The sequence below is a fragment of the Streptococcus sp. OMI750 genome (assembly GCF_047463895.1).
In the GTDB taxonomy this organism is placed as follows: domain Bacteria; phylum Bacillota; class Bacilli; order Lactobacillales; family Streptococcaceae; genus Streptococcus.
In genome coordinates this window covers 810,547-827,137 of the sequence record NZ_JASHCZ010000001.1, presented here as the reverse complement: position 1 = coordinate 827,137, position 16,591 = coordinate 810,547, and the positions used below count along the sequence as shown (strand labels likewise).

The 16,591-nt window shown below is 43.4% G+C and carries 15 protein-coding genes and 1 pseudogene; 15 read left to right on the top strand and 1 reads right to left on the bottom strand.

Annotation, left to right across the window (positions count from 1 at the left end):
- Positions 1 to 73 precede the first annotated feature (73 nt).
- From proB to proC, 3 genes and pseudogenes are all read left to right on the top strand, one after another.
- Positions 74 to 1,184: pseudogene (gene proB / locus QM830_RS04175) on the top strand (glutamate 5-kinase).
- A gap of 10 nt (positions 1,185 to 1,194) precedes the next feature.
- Complete coding sequence (locus QM830_RS04170) at positions 1,195 to 2,442, top strand: glutamate-5-semialdehyde dehydrogenase (protein ID WP_414325727.1); 1,248 nt, start codon at positions 1,195 to 1,197, stop codon at positions 2,440 to 2,442.
- Between the two features lie 3 nt (positions 2,443 to 2,445).
- Positions 2,446 to 3,261: a pyrroline-5-carboxylate reductase gene (gene proC, locus QM830_RS04165; protein ID WP_414325726.1), complete on the top strand. Its 816-nt coding sequence runs from the start codon at positions 2,446 to 2,448 to the stop codon at positions 3,259 to 3,261.
- Positions 3,262 to 3,547: 286 nt separating this feature from the next.
- Here the strand turns inward: proC and QM830_RS04160 are convergent, their stop codons facing one another.
- On the bottom strand, positions 3,548 to 5,071 hold the full coding sequence (locus tag QM830_RS04160) for an ATP-binding cassette domain-containing protein (RefSeq protein ID WP_414325725.1): 1,524 nt from the start codon (positions 5,069 to 5,071) through the stop codon (positions 3,548 to 3,550).
- Positions 5,072 to 5,389: 318 nt separating this feature from the next.
- Here QM830_RS04160 and hemW point away from each other — a divergent pair, with 318 nt between their 5' ends.
- The 12 genes from hemW to QM830_RS04100 all read left to right on the top strand — a co-directional run bounded on the left by hemW (position 5,390) and on the right by QM830_RS04100 (position 16,579).
- The gene (gene hemW, locus QM830_RS04155; protein WP_414325724.1) at positions 5,390 to 6,520 is read left to right on the top strand and encodes a radical SAM family heme chaperone HemW; all 1,131 of its coding nucleotides are present in this window, start codon (positions 5,390 to 5,392) and stop codon (positions 6,518 to 6,520) included.
- A gap of 3 nt (positions 6,521 to 6,523) precedes the next feature.
- On the top strand, positions 6,524 to 7,279 hold the full coding sequence (locus QM830_RS04150; RefSeq protein WP_414325723.1) for an acyl-ACP thioesterase domain-containing protein: 756 nt from the start codon (positions 6,524 to 6,526) through the stop codon (positions 7,277 to 7,279).
- Complete coding sequence (locus QM830_RS04145) at positions 7,269 to 7,955, top strand: hypothetical protein (protein WP_414325722.1); 687 nt, start codon at positions 7,269 to 7,271, stop codon at positions 7,953 to 7,955. Before QM830_RS04150 ends, QM830_RS04145 begins: the two co-directional genes overlap by 11 nt.
- Entirely contained in the window at positions 7,956 to 8,726 is a 771-nt protein-coding gene (locus tag QM830_RS04140) for a TIGR01457 family HAD-type hydrolase (RefSeq protein WP_414325721.1), read from the top strand.
- A complete protein-coding gene (locus tag QM830_RS04135; protein ID WP_414325720.1) occupies positions 8,719 to 9,336 on the top strand; it encodes a TIGR01906 family membrane protein in 618 nt (205 codons plus the stop codon). Before QM830_RS04140 ends, QM830_RS04135 begins: the two co-directional genes overlap by 8 nt.
- Positions 9,336 to 10,319: a lysostaphin resistance A-like protein gene (locus tag QM830_RS04130; protein ID WP_414325719.1), complete on the top strand. Its 984-nt coding sequence runs from the start codon at positions 9,336 to 9,338 to the stop codon at positions 10,317 to 10,319. Before QM830_RS04135 ends, QM830_RS04130 begins: the two co-directional genes overlap by 1 nt.
- Positions 10,320 to 10,524: 205 nt before the next feature.
- Complete coding sequence (locus tag QM830_RS04125; protein ID WP_254732425.1) at positions 10,525 to 10,995, top strand: hypothetical protein; 471 nt, start codon at positions 10,525 to 10,527, stop codon at positions 10,993 to 10,995.
- 136 nt (positions 10,996 to 11,131) lie between these two features.
- Positions 11,132 to 12,964: an excinuclease ABC subunit UvrC gene (gene uvrC / locus QM830_RS04120; protein WP_414325718.1), complete on the top strand. Its 1,833-nt coding sequence runs from the start codon at positions 11,132 to 11,134 to the stop codon at positions 12,962 to 12,964.
- Between the two features lie 549 nt (positions 12,965 to 13,513).
- Complete coding sequence (locus tag QM830_RS04115) at positions 13,514 to 14,254, top strand: hypothetical protein (RefSeq protein WP_320909117.1); 741 nt, start codon at positions 13,514 to 13,516, stop codon at positions 14,252 to 14,254.
- Positions 14,251 to 14,658: a hypothetical protein gene (locus QM830_RS04110; protein ID WP_024054867.1), complete on the top strand. Its 408-nt coding sequence runs from the start codon at positions 14,251 to 14,253 to the stop codon at positions 14,656 to 14,658. Before QM830_RS04115 ends, QM830_RS04110 begins: the two co-directional genes overlap by 4 nt.
- A gap of 172 nt (positions 14,659 to 14,830) precedes the next feature.
- Positions 14,831 to 15,628: an Imm47 family immunity protein gene (gene imm47 / locus QM830_RS04105; RefSeq protein ID WP_414325717.1), complete on the top strand. Its 798-nt coding sequence runs from the start codon at positions 14,831 to 14,833 to the stop codon at positions 15,626 to 15,628.
- Between the two features lie 108 nt (positions 15,629 to 15,736).
- On the top strand, positions 15,737 to 16,579 hold the full coding sequence (locus tag QM830_RS04100) for a metallophosphoesterase family protein (protein WP_414325716.1): 843 nt from the start codon (positions 15,737 to 15,739) through the stop codon (positions 16,577 to 16,579).
- Positions 16,580 to 16,591 lie beyond the last annotated feature (12 nt).

Genomic DNA, 16,591 nt, shown 5'->3' with positions numbered 1-16,591 from the left:
TGAAGATGACTGAATGGAGATTCAGTCACTTTCATTACATACGAAATAAATAGTATTAGAAAGAAACATAGAGATGAAAGCAAAACGAATCGTCTTTAAAGTAGGGACCTCGTCTTTGACCAATCCCGATGGGAGTCTCTCCAGACAGAAGGTCAAGGTCATTACCCAGCAGTTGGCTTCTCTTACACGAATCGGGTTATGAGTTGATCTTGGTCTCATCGGGGGCGGTTGCTGCTGGGTTTGGTGCCCTTGGTTTTAAGAAACGGCCGACTAAGGTGGCAGACAAGCAAGCCTCTGCGGCAGTTGGTCAAGGCTTATTGATGGAAGAATATACCTCTAATCTTCTTTTACGCAACATTGTTTCTGCACAAATTTTATTAACCCAGGATGACTTTGCGGATCAACGTCGCTATAAGAATGCCCACCAGGCCCTTTCTGTCTTACTCAACCGTGGGGCCATTCCGATTATCAATGAAAATGATACGGTCTCTATCGCTGAGCTAAAAGTTGGTGACAATGATACCTTGAGTGCGCAGGTTGCAGCCATGGCCCAAGCGGATCTTTTGGTGCTGTTGACGGATGTCGATGGCCTCTATACAGCCAATCCTTCTCAGGATCCAACAGCCAAGCGTTTGGAGCGGATCGAGCACATTTCTCGCGAGATGATCGAGATGGCTGGAGGTGCGGGTAGTAGCAATGGAACTGGCGGAATGCTGACCAAACTCAAGGCAGCCACCCTTGCGACCGAGTCAGGGGTTCCTGTCTATATTTGCTCGTCTCTTAAGTCCGATGCCTTGATCGAAGCGGCGCAAGAGCAAGCAGATGGCAGTTACTTCCTTGCAGAGGATAAGGGCTTGAAAACCCAGAAGCAATGGCTAGCCTTTTATGCAGAAAGTAAAGGAGCTCTTTGGGTGGATGCTGGAGCGGCTGAGGCCTTGTTGCAATACGGAAAGAGCTTATTAATTTCTGGAGTGACCAAGGCAGAAGGGGATTTTTCTTATCAAGACATCGTCAGCGTTTATCATCAAGAGTCAGGACAATTACTAGGGAAAGGGAAAGTTCGTCTCGGCCAGTCGGCTGTGCGGGATATGCTCCAATCTAAAAAAGCCAAGGGAATCCTCATTCACCGGGATGATTGGATCTCGGTAACTCCCGAGATTGACCTACTCTTTACAGAATTCTAGAGGAAAACGTATGGGAACAACACAAGAACAATTAGCCTTAGCGAGATCAGCTAAGAAAAGCATCAATACGGCCAGTACAGCTCTTAAAAATCAGGCCTTAGAAGCTATGGCCAGCCAACTTCTGAAAGCGACGGAAGCCATTTTAGCAGCCAATCAAATCGATATGGAAGCAGCACGCGGGAAGATCTCTGAAGTCATGCTCGATCGCCTCTTTCTTGATCAAGAGCGGATTGAAGGGATGGCACAAGGTATCCGTGCTTTAATCGATCTACCAGATCCGATTGGGGAAGTGCTGGATACTGAAGTTTTGGAAAATGGCCTTGAAATCCAGAAGGTTCGAGTCGCTATGGGCGTCATTGGGATCATTTATGAAAGCCGTCCAAATGTGACGTCGGATGCTGCGGCACTTGCCATCAAGAGTGGAAATGCAGTGGTTCTTCGTACTGGAAAGGATGCCTTTCATTCTGCCCAAGCGATCGTGACCTCACTCAAGAGTGGGTTGGAAGAAGCCGGACTCAATCCAGACCTTCTCCAATTGATCCAAGATACGAGTCGAGCTTCCAGCCTTGCTATGATGAAGGCCAAGGGCTACCTGGACTTGCTTATTCCACGTGGTGGTGCTGGCTTAATCCAAGCAGTGGTTGAAAATGCCATTGTCCCCGTGATTGAGACAGGAACTGGCATTGTTCATGTCTATGTGGACAAGGGGGCTGATTTCCAGAAAGCCCTAGCAATTATCGAAAATGCTAAGACCAGTCGCCCCTCTGTCTGCAATGCTATGGAGGTCTTGTTGGTCGATCAGGCGATCGCGTCTGATTTCTTGCCCTTGGTCAAAGAGCGCTTAGTGGATGAGCAGGAAAGATCGGTTGAGTTGCGTCTAGATGAGGACGCACAGGCTATCATTTCGGGGACAGCGGCGCAAGAGCAGGATTTTGATACTGAATTTTTGGATTATATATTAGCCATCAAGGTTGTTGATGGAGTCGAGGAAGCGGTGGACCACATTGAAGCTCATAGCACCCATCATTCGGATGCCATTGTGACTGAAAATCCTGATACAGCCGCTTACTTCACCAAGCAAGTAGATTCAGCCGCCGTTTATGTCAATGCTTCTACACGCTTTACAGACGGGGGTCAATTTGGCCTAGGTTGTGAAATGGGGATCTCGACCCAAAAACTCCATGCGCGTGGACCGATGGGACTGCGGGAGATGACCAGTTACAAGTATATCGTCAGTGGAAATGGTCAAGTGAGGTAAGTCATGAAAGTAGCATTTATCGGTCTTGGAAACATGGGAGCTAGTCTGGCCAAAGCAGTCGCAAAAGAAGTGGCTGCCACAGACTTGCTCTTGGTTAATCGTTCCCCACAAAAGGTGCAAGAGTTTATCAGCCAGTATGGGGGAACGGCGTCTGATCTTGAACAAGTCTTTCAAGAGGCGGAGGTCATCTTCTTAGGGGTCAAACCCTATCAGATTTGCCCTTTACTTGAAGAGTACCAGGACATTTTGGGCCAACGTTCCAATCTCCTGTTGGTTTCTATGGCAGCAGGTCTGGAATTGGAGCAAATGGCAAGTGTAGTTAAAAATGACCGCATGGGGCTCATCCGCATCATGCCTAATACGCCCGTTGCCATTGGGCAAGGGGTCATCAGTATGGCCCGCTCCCAAGCAGTGACAGACCAGCAAGTAGCCCAAGTCAACCAGCTCTTAGCAGGAGCAGGGGCCCTCTATGAAATCGAAGAAAAATTGATGGATCCTGCAACGGCTATCGCAGGCTGTGGTCCAGCCTTTGTTTATCAGATGATCGAAGCCATGGCAGATGCGGGAGTAGCCTTGGGACTTTCACGAGAGCAAGCCTTGCAGATGGCGGCCCAGACTTTCAAAGGAGCTAGCCAAATGGTCCTAGAGACAGGCGAGCATCCAGCCTGCTTACGAGATGCAGTTTGTAGCCCAGGTGGCTCTACCATCGCAGGAGTCAACCGCTTAGAACAAGTCGGCTTACGAGGCGACATTATTGCAGGAGTGGAAGCGGCCTACAAACGCACCCAAGAAATGGGACAAGAGGCAGGGCGAAATTAGATAAAATAATTGGTCAAAACCAAGTTTGGAGAACGTTGACAAACTGTTCTTTCATCCAAATCTAACAAATCAAGAATTATCCAATCCTCTATTGAAACTTTCCACCGTGAGAAAGAGTGCCTGAAACTTAATGGTTTCAGGCACTCGGAATTATTGAGACCTTAGGCTCAATAATTAGTCATGGAACTTCTATGAAGTTCGCTGATGTCCGTTCTCACCTAAGGAAAGTTTCTAAGGGGACTTTATTTTCAATGTAAAAGATTGGTTTTGGCCAATCTTTTTTACGTTAGAGCGACTCTATTTCTACCAAACCATTTTCCGTCAGACGATAGATTTTTTGGCAGACTTCTTTGAGGAAGGTCCGATCGTGGGAGACTGTAACCAGTCCGCCTGGGTAGTCTGCGAATAGGCGACGAATTTCTGGTTGGGAAGTGGGGGAAAAATTGCGAGTAGGCTCGTCCAAGAGCAGAAACTGGGGACTTGTAAGCACTAATTGAAGGAGAAAGAGTTTGCCTTGCTGGCCACCAGAAAGTTCAGAGATAGGATGGTGCATTTCAGAATAAGTAAAGTTGAGGGAGGCTAAATGCAATTGAATGGTATTGATTTCTTCGCGATCGCCTGAATGCTGCAGAAATTGAACGGGTGTCTGAGTTAGAGGGAGGCGTTCAGTGTAATCTTGAGGCATATAGGCAGTTCGGATACTCTTATTCTCTTGTAAAAGATCCCAGATCATTTTTAGGAAAGTGGATTTCCCAACACCGTTGGAACCGATAATCCCTATCTTATCCTGCCCTTGAAGTGTGAGGGAGAGGTTCTTGACTAGGACACGATCCCCAATTGCGAGCTCTTCCTGATCTAAGAGAAGGACTCTTTTTTGAGGAGACAAGGGAGTGAGGGAAGGGAAATGCAGATTAATGATTTCCTCATCATAGGGTTGGGAAGTCATGGATTGGAATTCTCGCTCGTAGCGCTTTTCTTGTGAGAGGAGGGACTTCATTTTTTTTGCCAGGAGACGTCCAGCAGTGCTATCCTTGGTATTTCGTAAGGAAATTTCGACTTGCTGACGGACGCGACGGTGCTTCTCCATTGTTTTTTGGTAGGCTCGTTGATCGTTGGCCGCTTGCTGAGACTGTTGCTTAAATTGTTGTTCCCTCTGGCTACTGTAGTCTTGATAGCCTAGGTGCTCTACGATGGTTTCAGCTTCCTTGCGGTGTTTGATCTGTCTGAGGTGTATGATGGTATCCGCCGTCTGAGTCAAAAAATCCTCATGATGGGAAATAAATATGATGGTTTGAGGACTCGTTTGGATCATCTGCTGGAGCCAATCCAAGGTCTCCAAATCCAGATCATTTGAAGGTTCATCTAAAAATAGCAATTCATGAGGACAACAAAGTTCGTGAAGCAGTTGGACCTTGAGGGCTTCTCCTCCAGATAGACTTCCGATAGTTTGATCGCTTGCAAAGCGGTCGCTATCAAAATGCAATTGATCAGCCAGTCTGTAGAGGCTGGCATAGTCTAGCTCGTCTTCTCCAAAAAAATATTCTTCCAAGCTTTTTTCTTTCAATGCTTCCGGCAAAGACTGGGGAATATAGGCATAGGAGTGAAAGTGAGTGGTGATTTCTCCTTCCATGGTCAGATAATCTGGTAGAGATTTTGGGGACATAAGGACATGAAGCAAGGAAGATTTTCCATTTCCTTCTTCGCCAATAATGGCAACTTTTTCCCCTTCATGAATAGTCAGGGATAGATCTCGAACCAGATCTCGTAAATCTTTTGTATGTCGGATAGTGAGGTGGGATAGTTTTAGCATAAGATTCCTTTCTACTGGGACAAAAAACAGCTCTACCTATTTAGTAGAGCTGTATTCATGTGGAACCCAAGCAGAAAAAAACCTTGTTTAGCCAACAAATGGTTGGAGAATAGGCGAGAGGGTACACAAAAAGAGATAGAACAAACAGTCCACTAAATAAAGTATTTTATTTAACGAAACTTAGTTGTTCATATCTCCTTACCTCCGAATATGATTAGATTTATTCTATTCCTTTTATTCGTTATTGTCAAGGAATTCCTTGCTTCTTATTCCCTTTTCTTTTCGGACTCGGGGGGATTTTATGGTATAATTAAAGGTATGCATACAAAACCAACGTCCGCTTATGTCCACATCCCATTTTGTACCCAGATTTGTTTTTATTGTGATTTTTCGAAGGTCTTTATTAAGAACCAACCGGTCGATGCTTATCTAGATCATTTGATCCAAGAATTTCGTCGGGAAGAAATTACAAACTTACGGACTCTCTATATCGGGGGTGGGACACCGACGGCCTTATCTGCAGATCAGCTAGCCTATCTGCTCAAGGAGCTGACCATGTCGCTTGATCTCTCTCAGATGGAAGAGCTGACTATCGAGGCCAATCCTGGTGATTTGGATCCGGATAAGATTGCGGTTTTGAAGGATTCGCCAGTTAATCGGGTTTCATTGGGCGTGCAGACCTTTGATAATCGTTTGCTCAAGAAGATTGGTCGAAGCCACCAAGAGCAGGACATTTATGACAATATCGACCGTCTGAAACTGGCTGGTTTTGACAATATTTCGATTGACCTCATCTACGCGCTTCCGACACAAACCATGGAGCAGGTCAAAGAGAATGTCGCTAAGGCTCTTGCCCTTGACATTCCCCACATGAGTCTTTATAGCTTGATTCTGGAGAATCACACAGTCTTTATGAATCGCATGAGAAGGGGCAAGCTTCCTCTACCTAAAGAGGAGTTGGAAGCAGAGATGTTTGAATACATCATTCAGGAGTTGGAGCGTGCGGGCTTTGAGCATTACGAAATTTCTAATTTCTCCAAGCCTGGTTTTGAAAGTCGGCACAATCTCATGTATTGGGACAATGCCGAGTATTATGGTCTGGGAGCTGGTGCATCCGGCTACGTCAATGGGATCCGCTACAAGAATCATGGGCCTATCCGTCACTATATGCAGGCTGTCGAAGAGGGAAATGCGCGTGTCCAAGAAGAGCACTTGAGTCAGACAGAAATGATGGAAGAAGAGATGTTTCTAGGACTCCGTAAGAAAACAGGCGTTTCCAAGAAGCGTTTTGAAGAAAAGTTTGGTGTGAATTTTGACCAACAATATGGACTAGTGGTTGAGGAATTGACCCAGCAGGGACTTTTGGTCCCTGACAAGGACATTGTTCGAATGACCAAGAAAGGTCTCTTTTTAGGAGACACTGTAGCAGAGAAGTTTATTTTGGAGTAGAAGATGGCAAAAACATTTGAATACAGCATGAAAATTCCTTTTGATATGAGCGATGTCAATGGTTCTATTAAGATTCCCCAATTGATCTTGCTGTCTTTACAGGTATCTGGCATGCAATCGATTGAGCTGGGCATGAGTGATATGTACATTTTAGAGAACTATAATCTGGTCTGGATTATCACGGATTACAATATGAAGATCGAGCGTCTCCCTGTATTTGATGAGAAAATCACTATCGAAACCTATGCCAAGAGTCACAATCGACTTTTCTGCTACCGGGCCTTTAATATCAAAGATGAAGCAGGAAATACTATCATTGAGATGGTCGCGACCTTTGTCTTGATGGATCGGGATACGCGCAAGGTTCATCCTGTTATGAGCGAAATCACGGATGCCTTTGACTCTGAATTTTCAAAAACTATGATCCGTGGTCCCCGTTTCAAAGAATTAGAAGGCGGCGTGGAACAAGAATACCGGGTTCGGTTTTACGACTTGGATATGAACGGACATGTCAATAACAGTAAGTACTTGGACTGGGTTTTTGAGGTGATGGGAGCAGACTTCTTGACCCATCATGTCCCTAAAAAAGTTCATCTGAAATATGTCAAAGAAGTGCTAGCAGGAGGTCTCATCACCTCTCAATATGAACAAGAGGGCTTGAAAACTCAGCACCAAATTACTTCAGATGGTCAGATCAATGCCCAAGCTGAAATTGAGTGGGAAGAAGTAGAAGAAAAGGGTTGGACTTATGGAAAGTAGAAGATTAAAAAATAAAAAACAGGAACTTGAAAGCTATCAAAAACGGGTTGTGGCCTATGCCAAGCGTCAAAAGAACCCTTTGTACATGTTGGGAGATTGGCTCTTGACTCTTTGTGCTTTGGGCATCATCCTGGTAGAGGAAATTTATAAATTTTTCCGCTATCGCTTGAATTTAGAGAGTTTTAGTCGCTTTTTGAGAGAAGATGTACGCTGGTATCGGGTCTGGATCCATTTCACCTTGGCCTTTCTTTTACCGGTCATGATCTTCTCGATTGGGATTACTAGCCAATCAGGATCCTTCTGGTCCAATTTCTATCACCGCTTGTCTCAAGGCGTGCTCTTTAGTACAACAGTCAGCCTCGCTGCGACCTTAGTGACGGATTTTGTGGAGAATTTGCAACCAGAAACTAAGTCTGACGGGAAAAATCGGAGCACCAAGCGCACGGTTTATCAAATCAGCGTGGATCAGGCAACCGTAATAGGATTGTTATTGACCATTGTGATCCTCATGGTGGCTTCCTTCTTGTTTACCCAATCAGGAAGTCAAGGAATCAATTTTACAGGTTTGATTTTACAATTTATCCTCTATGCTGGAGCCTTGCTCTTGTATGGGTCTGGTGGACGAGTCGATGCAGAGAAGTTGCATGAAGAAGCTAACACAGAAAGGGAAGAATAAATGCACTATAAGGGCTATTTGATTGATTTGGATGGCACTATTTACAAAGGAAAATCACGAATTCCTGCAGGAGAAGCTTTTGTTCATGAATTGCAGGCGCGTGAGATTCCATATCTCTTTGTCACCAACAATACAACCCGCACACCAGAGACTGTTCGGGATATGCTGGCCACTCATTTCAATATTGAAACCCCAGTTTCGACCATCTATACAGCTACCCTTGCTACCATTGACTACATGAATGACCAAAACTTGGGCAAAAAAGTCTATGTGATCGGAGAAGCGGGGCTCAAAGATGCTATTGAAGAAGCTGGCTATATCATCGATGAAGAAGCACCTGATTATGTTGTGATTGGACTGGATTGGCAAGTGGATTATGAGAAGTTTGCTAAAGCAACCTTGGCGATTCAAAAAGGGGCCCACTTTATCGGGACCAACCCTGACCTCAATATTCCAACAGAGCGTGGCTTGTTGCCGGGTGCAGGATCTCTAATTGCTCTTGTCGAAGCAGCAACACGGGTGGAGCCAGTGATCATTGGGAAACCAAAGGCCATCATCATGGATAAGGCTATTGAACATCTGGGGTTTGAAAGAGAAGAAGTCGTTATGGTAGGGGATAATTATCTAACAGATATTCGTGCTGGTATTGACAATGGGATTCCGACCCTTCTGGTGACGACTGGTTTTACCAAACCAGAAGAAGTGCCAACCTTACCAATTGCACCGACACATGTCGTTTCTAGTCTAGCGGAGTGGGATTTTGATGCTTAGAAGTTTGAGATCCATAAACCAAATCTTCTTCATCCTATCAGCTGCGATTCTTCTCACCATTGCTCTAGCCTGGGCCATCTATCCGCTGGAGATTCATTGGTTGGGGATTCAAAGTCGGACTGGTTTTTCGGCATCTGTCATCATGAAGAATTTCAATGTCTTGATGAACTACTTGACCAATCCTTTTCAATGGGTGTTGAAGATGCCCCAATTCCCCTCTTCTAAAAATGGCTTGCACCATTTCGAAGCCGTCAAGTACCTGTTTCATTTGGTGACGGTCGTTTTCTTGGTCACTCTACCTGGTTTTATCCAGTTTCTACGAACAGTTGTCAAAAAAGGCTATCTTGCCCTGTACCGTGGTCTATTTTTTTGGATGATGCTCCTACCGGTAATGGTTGCGGTGATGGCTGTCATCATTGGCTTTGATCAATTCTTTACGCTCTTTCATCAGATCTTATTTGCTGGGGACAATACCTGGTTGTTTGATCCGCGCGTGGATTCGATTATTCTAGCTCTACCAGAAGACTACTTTATGCATGCCTTTTTGATCTTCTTTGTTCTATATGAAGGAATATGTGCGAGTTTTTATCTATTATCTAGGAGAATCTAATGAACCAATACAACCGATTATTAGACCCCAAAAAGGATCTAGGAAAATTTTCTGGGACGCTTGCCATTTATCTCTTGGTGATGACCTTGGTGACCGTGCTGTGGGAAGTGCTCCTAGGCCTGATCCTTTCAGGTTCGCTCAGAAAAGATCCAAGTAAACTAGCGGAGAGAATGACTAGCCTGAATGTTTGGGCAGGAGTTCCCTATTTTATCTCCATTTTTATTGGCCTCTTTATCTTTAATGCCTATCGCAAAAAAGCCCTCTTTAAGTTTGATCTCAAGCATAAGGGACGCAAGATGACACCTTCTGTCTTCTTTATCCTTCTCGCCTTTTTAGGCTTCTCCCAAGTCTTCTCATCTGTCATGACGCAAGTGATTGAGCGCATGTTTGAGACCATTGGCCTTTATTCACCAAGTCCAGATATTGGCGATACCATTGAGCGGTCTTGGACCATGCTCTTGTATGCTGGTTTCTTGGGGCCGATCACAGAAGAGTTTTTCTTCCGTGGTGCTGGCTTGCGAGGCTTGGAGCGATTTGGAAAAATCTTTGCTATTGTCATGACGGCTATTTTATTCGGCCTCTTCCATGCCAATTTTGACCAGCTCTTTTTTGCAAGTATCATTGGTCTAGGATTTGGCTACATTGCTTTTGAATACAATATCTGGTGGGCGATTTTCTATCACATATTCAACAACTTTGTCATTTCCCAAGGCTTGCACTATGTGGCTTATCACGTGGATGAAGGATTAGCAAGTTGGCTCCAAATCGGCGTTTTAGCTATTGGATCCATTGTCATGCTTGTGGTTCTTGCGACCAAATGGCCAGCTATCAAGGCCTATATTGAGGATAATAAACCTCAACCGGGAGTTTTCCAGCGTGCCCTCGCTTCCTTCTGGTTCTGGTTCTTCGTGCTATTCACTATCCTGATGTCTATTGTTCCTTATGTGATTCCGATCTTCCAAATGGCAAATTTCAAAGGATAAGTATTATCAAAGGGGGATCCTTTTAGATCCCTCTTTTCTGCTATAATAGAGAGAGTAGAACACAAGGAGAGAAATTGTTTGATAGCTGGACTGGGCGTATAGTGCTCTTCGGCGATTTGTGACATGTAAGAAACTAATTAAAATCTCAGAGTAGTGGATTAGAAATTACAAATCTAAAAGATAAGGTAATTGAAAGGGGATAAATATGAAGATCTATGATGATGTGATCAATGCACTAAAAAATATAGACTTTTTGAAAGAGGAAAGAGCTATAAATTTACCAATCATTCAGTTAAAGACTCTCAAAGATGCGGAGAAGAGTATCAATAGTTTGAAGTGGGAGAATTTTGTATTAGAGAAAGATGGGGATTTTAGTGCTTATCTTTCTAAAAATCATAGTGATATGTATAAACACTGGAATTCACTGGCAATAAGTGCAAAAGAGGAAATTATTCCTCAAATTGAAGCACGATTAGATAACCTGATTGCAGATAGCAAACTGCTAGAATCCATGAAAGATCAGATAAAATTTGATATTGTTGGCTTGGCAATTTACTTAACCATCAAAAAAGAGATACCTCAAGCTAAGTCACAATTTTTCGATGAGTTGTATGCTTTATACCAAGCAGGCTACATTCCTTGCGGTTATGCCAAGGGGTGCTATAAGGTTTTATAAGAAGAATGAAGAATACAAGTTCAATTTGGATCGGTCATTTTTAAGATCTTATTTTGTTAAAAAAATCAATTAATTTAGTAGATTATAGAGAGGTTGGCTAAGTGCTAGACCTCCCTTTTTTGCTATAATAGAGAGTATGAATAACTTGATTAAATCCAAGCTCGAGCTCTTGCCGACGAGTCCGGGCTGTTACATTCACAAAGATAAGAACGGAACCATCATCTATGTAGGGAAGGCTAAGAATCTTCGCAATCGGGTGCGGTCCTATTTTAGAGGGAGCCACGATACTAAGACCGAAGCCCTGGTATCTGAGATTGTGGATTTTGAATTTATCGTCACTGAGTCTAATATTGAGGCCTTGCTTCTTGAGATCAACCTCATCAAGGAGAACAAGCCCAAGTACAATATCATGCTCAAGGACGACAAGTCCTATCCCTTCATCAAGATTACCAATGAGCGCTATCCGCGCCTCATCATCACGCGCCAGGTCAAAAAGGATGGCGGTCTCTATTTCGGTCCCTATCCGGATGTGGGAGCGGCCAATGAGATCAAGCGGCTTTTGGATCGGATTTTCCCTTTCCGCAAGTGTACCAATCCGCCTTCCAAGGTCTGCTTTTACTATCATCTAGGACAATGTATGGCCCACACAGTCTGCCACAAGGACGAGGCCTATTTCAAGGGCATGGCCCAGGAGGTTTCTGATTTCCTCAAGGGACAGGACGATAAGATTATCGATGAGCTCAAGCTCAAGATGAATACCGCTGCGCAAAACATGGAATTCGAGCGGGCGGCTGAGTACCGCGATCTGATCCAGGCCATCGGGACCCTGCGGACCAAACAGCGGGTCATGGCCAAGGATTTGCAGAACCGGGATGTCTTTGGCTACTACGTGGACAAAGGCTGGATGTGTGTGCAGGTCTTCTTTGTCCGTCAGGGTAAGCTGATCGAGCGCGACGTCAACCTTTTTCCTTACTACAATGATCCGGACGAGGATTTTTTGACCTATGTGGGGCAGTTTTACCAGGAGAAATCCCACCTGATCCCCAATGAAATCCTGATCCCTCAGGATATCGATGAGGAAGCGGTCAAGGCCCTAGTGGATACCAAGGTCCTCAAGCCCCAGCGTGGGGAGAAGAAGCAGTTGGTCAATCTGGCCATCAAGAATGCGCGTGTCAGTCTGGAGCAGAAGTTCAATCTCCTTGAAAAATCGATGGAAAAGACTCAAGGTGCCATTGAAAACCTTGGAAAACTCCTGCAAATCCCAACCCCTGTGCGCATTGAGTCCTTTGATAACTCCAACATTATGGGGACCAGTCCCGTATCTGCCATGGTGGTCTTTGTCAATGGGAAGCCAAGCAAAAAGGACTACCGTAAGTACAAGATCAAGACCGTCGTGGGGCCAGATGACTATGCCAGCATGCGGGAAGTCATTCGCAGACGCTACAGCCGGGTCATGCGGGATGGCCTGACGCCACCAGACCTGATCGTCATCGATGGGGGTCAGGGCCAGGTCAATATCGCTAAGCAAGTCATTCAAGACGAGTTGGGGCTGGATATTCCTATTGCAGGCCTACAAAAGAATGACAAGCACCAGACTCATGAATTGCTCTTTGGGGATCCTCTCCAAGTCATCGAACTCTCTCGAACCTCGCAGGAATTTTTCCTCCTCCAACGGATCCAGGATGAAGTACACCGCTTCGCCATCACCTTCCACCGCCAGCTTCGTTCCAAGAATTCCTTCTCTTCCCAGCTGGATGGCATCGAAGGTTTGGGACCAAAACGCAAGCAGTTGCTGATGAAACACTTCAAGTCACTGACCAAGATCAAAGAAGCTACTGTGGAAGAGATCGTCACAGTTGGCATCCCACGAGCAGTCGCGGAGGCGGTGCAAGCCAAGCTCCATCAAGGAAAGCAGGAAGAAGCAAGTCCATTGATGGAAGTGGCGGAGTCCGCAAAAGACTTGCAGTAAAGATAGGACACCAGAGGGTCAAGAGCTTGATTATTTATTGGAAATCGTAGAGTCATTGGGCTATGAAGTTCAATATGATAAGCGAGAACGATTTTTCCATATTAACTTGCAGCAAGTTGAGAATTTTCGTTTTGGTTTTTATTTTGTTTTTGAACATGGTAGATTGGAATTGATTTGGGTCATATATGAAGGAGATAAAGTCATCATGGGTAGTCCCTTTGAAATGGCTAATTTCTAGAGAGTATATTATTCTAGATCCAGTTATTTCTGATTATATTGATTTTCGGGATGTTATGAAAATTGCTTTTGAAATGTATGAGGATTTTAAACAAGCATTTATAAAGATTGCTAAAAATCAATAATTTAAAAATTTCAATTGGCCATCAGGCTCGTTCCATGCCAAAATGTGGTAACTAAGGTGTTATCGCATTTTTTATTTTTGTGAGTTTTTGTTATACTTGATTTAAACTTCTAACACTTTTTTACCAGTCAGCTACTGGTCACCTCGGGAATAAATACAAATCCTATAGAGCAAGTCAAGCAGCTAATGTGAACATCCACAGTGGGGAAGCGACTAGCTTTAAGGCTAGTATTAAAGATCGTGTCAAAACAACTTGGACGGAAGTTAAGACCAAGGTGGGTGATGTCAAGGTTCAAGCTGGAGAAGCTTTTGATAACTTCAAGAACCGTGTTTCAAATGTGAAGAACAAAACTGTTGCAGCAGGAGCAGAAGCGCTTCCAATAAAGTTCGGAACTTCAATGATTCGGAACTTCAATGATGCGATGGAAACAGGTCGACAAAATGTTCAAAACATGATGGATTCCATTGGAAATCAACGTCAACCTGCCTTTGCTCTTGCAGGGGATGGAAATGTTAATCTACCAAAGTCTAACGTCTCAACGAAGATAGATGATTTCGCCGATCGCATCCAACAAATCTCAGTCGATCACAAACAGAAGATTGCAGCATTCGAAGGTAGAGGTGGGGGAAGATCGATTCCTACACCAGTTAATAATATGCAAGAATTTTTTGAGACGGATTTTGGTGAACAGTTAAAAAGTTCGGTGAGAAAGACAAAGAAGCGATATGATGGACAAACTATTTATGAAGTAGTAGATAAGAGTATTCCTGGGCTTAAAAAAGGTGATCAGATATATTTAGATGGTATGCATAAAGACCATTTGGAAGTATTTAAGTCGAATGGAGAATTTAAAAAAGTAATAAATATTGACGGTACAATAAACAAAATGAAGACCAAATTAGGAGCAGGGCGGAGACTAAATAAATGATTGAAGTAAGCAAACTAATAAGACAATATATCGATTTTTTTGAACAATTAAATATTAAACAGCATATAGATAATTCTGAATATCTTATTGATTTAAAAACTTGTGAGAATGAAATAGAAGACTACTTGGAGCAATTAAAAAATGGAATTACCTTGTTAGACAAAAAGAAAGATAAGATTTCTTCATCAAAAGATCAAGATTATACAACTGGTTTTGTAGATGTCTTTTTGGCTCTAGACGGATTAGCAGATAGCTTTTCAGAGTTTAAGCAAATGTCCATAAAATTAAATAAGCAATTTATGTATCATAGCGGTGAAATCACTCATGAAGAATACCTAGATAATGGTTACTTGAATGTAGAGGTTGTAGAGGATGAAGAAGCCGATGATGAAGGGAATATCTAGTTCATTCTAGAACCTTATTATAATATAGTCTAAACCATTCATATTCATGTGGATGGTTTTCACGTTTTGTACTCGTTTTTGTTATACTAGTTTTATTGTATGCTGATTTAGGCGGGGCGAGATGTGATCACACGTCTTAAAATACAATAGGAACGAATGGATTTTAGGTTTGATGGAAAATAACTTACTACTGACAGGAGTAGATTTTGGTGGGGTTAGTCCTTTGTCTCTTAAAGAGTTGAAAACTAATCTAGAGTCTATTTCTGATGAAAAAGAATGTATTTTACTGATTGCAGAGATATTAAAAAAGGGGGATTTTTCAGTTAAACCATTGTTGATTGAACTGATGAATCAAACGAAAGATGAATCTGTCTTAAATTTGTGTATTCGATTGTTTTGCTCGGTATGCACCAATGAAGATTTAAGGGATGTTTCAAATCTTAGATGTTTATCCGATGCGTCGGAATTTGCTATTTTTACATTTATCACGGGTGCTGTGGACACGATGTCCTATGAAGTAGTTCCTTATTTGCTTGCACTTTGGGACGAGTGGGAAGATAGCAACTCTGACATTGAATATGCGATCAAAGATGCATTGGATAATTATTTTTATGATCAGAAATTATCGATGGAGGAAGCGACCAAAGAAGAGGTTGAAGGATTATGGATGTTAGTAGGTGATCAGAAAGAGCTAGATACCTATTACTATAAGGGGTGTCCGGTCTTTCCAGGAATGTTTGCTAAGGAAATTATGACCTCATTGTATGTAGGTATCCAAGCAGAGGGTAAATTTCATAAATACCTTCAGTCTGCTCTTCTTTCTACATATACTGGTAAAAGGGTTCCAGTAAAAGTCAACGAAATAATTTCAAGAAGAGATATTGATTCTATGATTGACTACATTGAATATGTTTCCAAACGAGACTGGGTCGAAGGAAGAAAATATTTTTATGGTTTTGAAATCAAATGATGACCGGTCGTTTAAAATGTGATATCCAAGTGTGATCACATTTTTTATTTTTGCTCGTTTTTGTTATACTTAAGGCACACAGATTTTTCAATCCAAAAAGGAGTAGTTATGAACCATCGAATCGCCATTTTATCTGATATACACGGAGATACGACAGCCCTGGAGGCAGTGATTGCGGATGCGCGTGCTCAAGGCGCGACGGAATACTGGCTTTTAGGGGACATTTTGCTACCGGGACCTGGACGAGAGGACCTTTTTGACTTGCTGGATGCAATTCCGATTACAACAGCTGTTCGTGGAAATTGGGACGATTGTGTCCTAGAGGCTTTGGATGGAGAGTACGGGCTTGAGGATCCGCAGGAGATCCAGATGCTTCGTCTCACTCAGTATATCATGGAGGGACTGGATCCTAAGCGGATCGATTGGCTTCGATCCCTTCCTTTGGTAGATAAGAAGGAGGTCAATGGTATTCGCTTTTCACTGACCCACAATTTGCCAGAAAAGAATTACGGTGGAGACTTGCGTCCAGCAAATAGAACGGAGAACTTTGACCAACTGCTGGATGACCAGACGGATATGGCCATCTACGGTCATGTCCACAAGCAGTTGCTTCGCTATGGCAGTCAGGGCCAGCAGATTCTTAATCCAGGAACCATTGGCATGCCTTATTTTGACTGGATGCCCCTACAAAACCATAGGGCCCAGTATGCGCTGATCGATGTCGAAGAAGATGGGGTGACCAACCTGCAATTTCGGAAGGTAGCCTATGACTATGAAGCAGAGCTCCAAGATGCCAAGGACAAGGGCCTTCCCTTTATTGAAATGTACGAAGAATTGAGACGAGAGGATAACTATCGGGGTCATAATAGTGAGTTGCTAGCTAGCTTAAATGAGAAATACAACTATGCAAAGGAAGTAGCTGCCTATTTTGACCTTTCCAATGAATCCTAGGTGGATCTCTTG

What these genes read in the sequence shown, in the direction of transcription:
- QM830_RS04170 (WP_414325727.1), top strand. Translation starts at nt 1,195, where the DNA reads ATGGGAACAACACAAGAACAATTAGCCTTAGCGAGATCAGCTAAGAAA.
- proC (WP_414325726.1), top strand. Translation starts at nt 2,446, where the DNA reads ATGAAAGTAGCATTTATCGGTCTTGGAAACATGGGAGCTAGTCTGGCC.
- QM830_RS04160 (WP_414325725.1), bottom strand. Translation starts at nt 5,071, where the DNA reads ATGCTAAAACTATCCCACCTCACTATCCGACATACAAAAGATTTACGA.
- hemW (WP_414325724.1), top strand. Translation starts at nt 5,390, where the DNA reads ATGCATACAAAACCAACGTCCGCTTATGTCCACATCCCATTTTGTACC.
- QM830_RS04150 (WP_414325723.1), top strand. Translation starts at nt 6,524, where the DNA reads ATGGCAAAAACATTTGAATACAGCATGAAAATTCCTTTTGATATGAGC.
- QM830_RS04145 (WP_414325722.1), top strand. Translation starts at nt 7,269, where the DNA reads ATGGAAAGTAGAAGATTAAAAAATAAAAAACAGGAACTTGAAAGCTAT.
- QM830_RS04140 (WP_414325721.1), top strand. Translation starts at nt 7,956, where the DNA reads ATGCACTATAAGGGCTATTTGATTGATTTGGATGGCACTATTTACAAA.
- QM830_RS04135 (WP_414325720.1), top strand. Translation starts at nt 8,719, where the DNA reads ATGCTTAGAAGTTTGAGATCCATAAACCAAATCTTCTTCATCCTATCA.
- QM830_RS04130 (WP_414325719.1), top strand. Translation starts at nt 9,336, where the DNA reads ATGAACCAATACAACCGATTATTAGACCCCAAAAAGGATCTAGGAAAA.
- QM830_RS04125 (WP_254732425.1), top strand. Translation starts at nt 10,525, where the DNA reads ATGAAGATCTATGATGATGTGATCAATGCACTAAAAAATATAGACTTT.
- uvrC (WP_414325718.1), top strand. Translation starts at nt 11,132, where the DNA reads ATGAATAACTTGATTAAATCCAAGCTCGAGCTCTTGCCGACGAGTCCG.
- QM830_RS04110 (WP_024054867.1), top strand. Translation starts at nt 14,251, where the DNA reads ATGATTGAAGTAAGCAAACTAATAAGACAATATATCGATTTTTTTGAA.
- imm47 (WP_414325717.1), top strand. Translation starts at nt 14,831, where the DNA reads ATGGAAAATAACTTACTACTGACAGGAGTAGATTTTGGTGGGGTTAGT.
- QM830_RS04100 (WP_414325716.1), top strand. Translation starts at nt 15,737, where the DNA reads ATGAACCATCGAATCGCCATTTTATCTGATATACACGGAGATACGACA.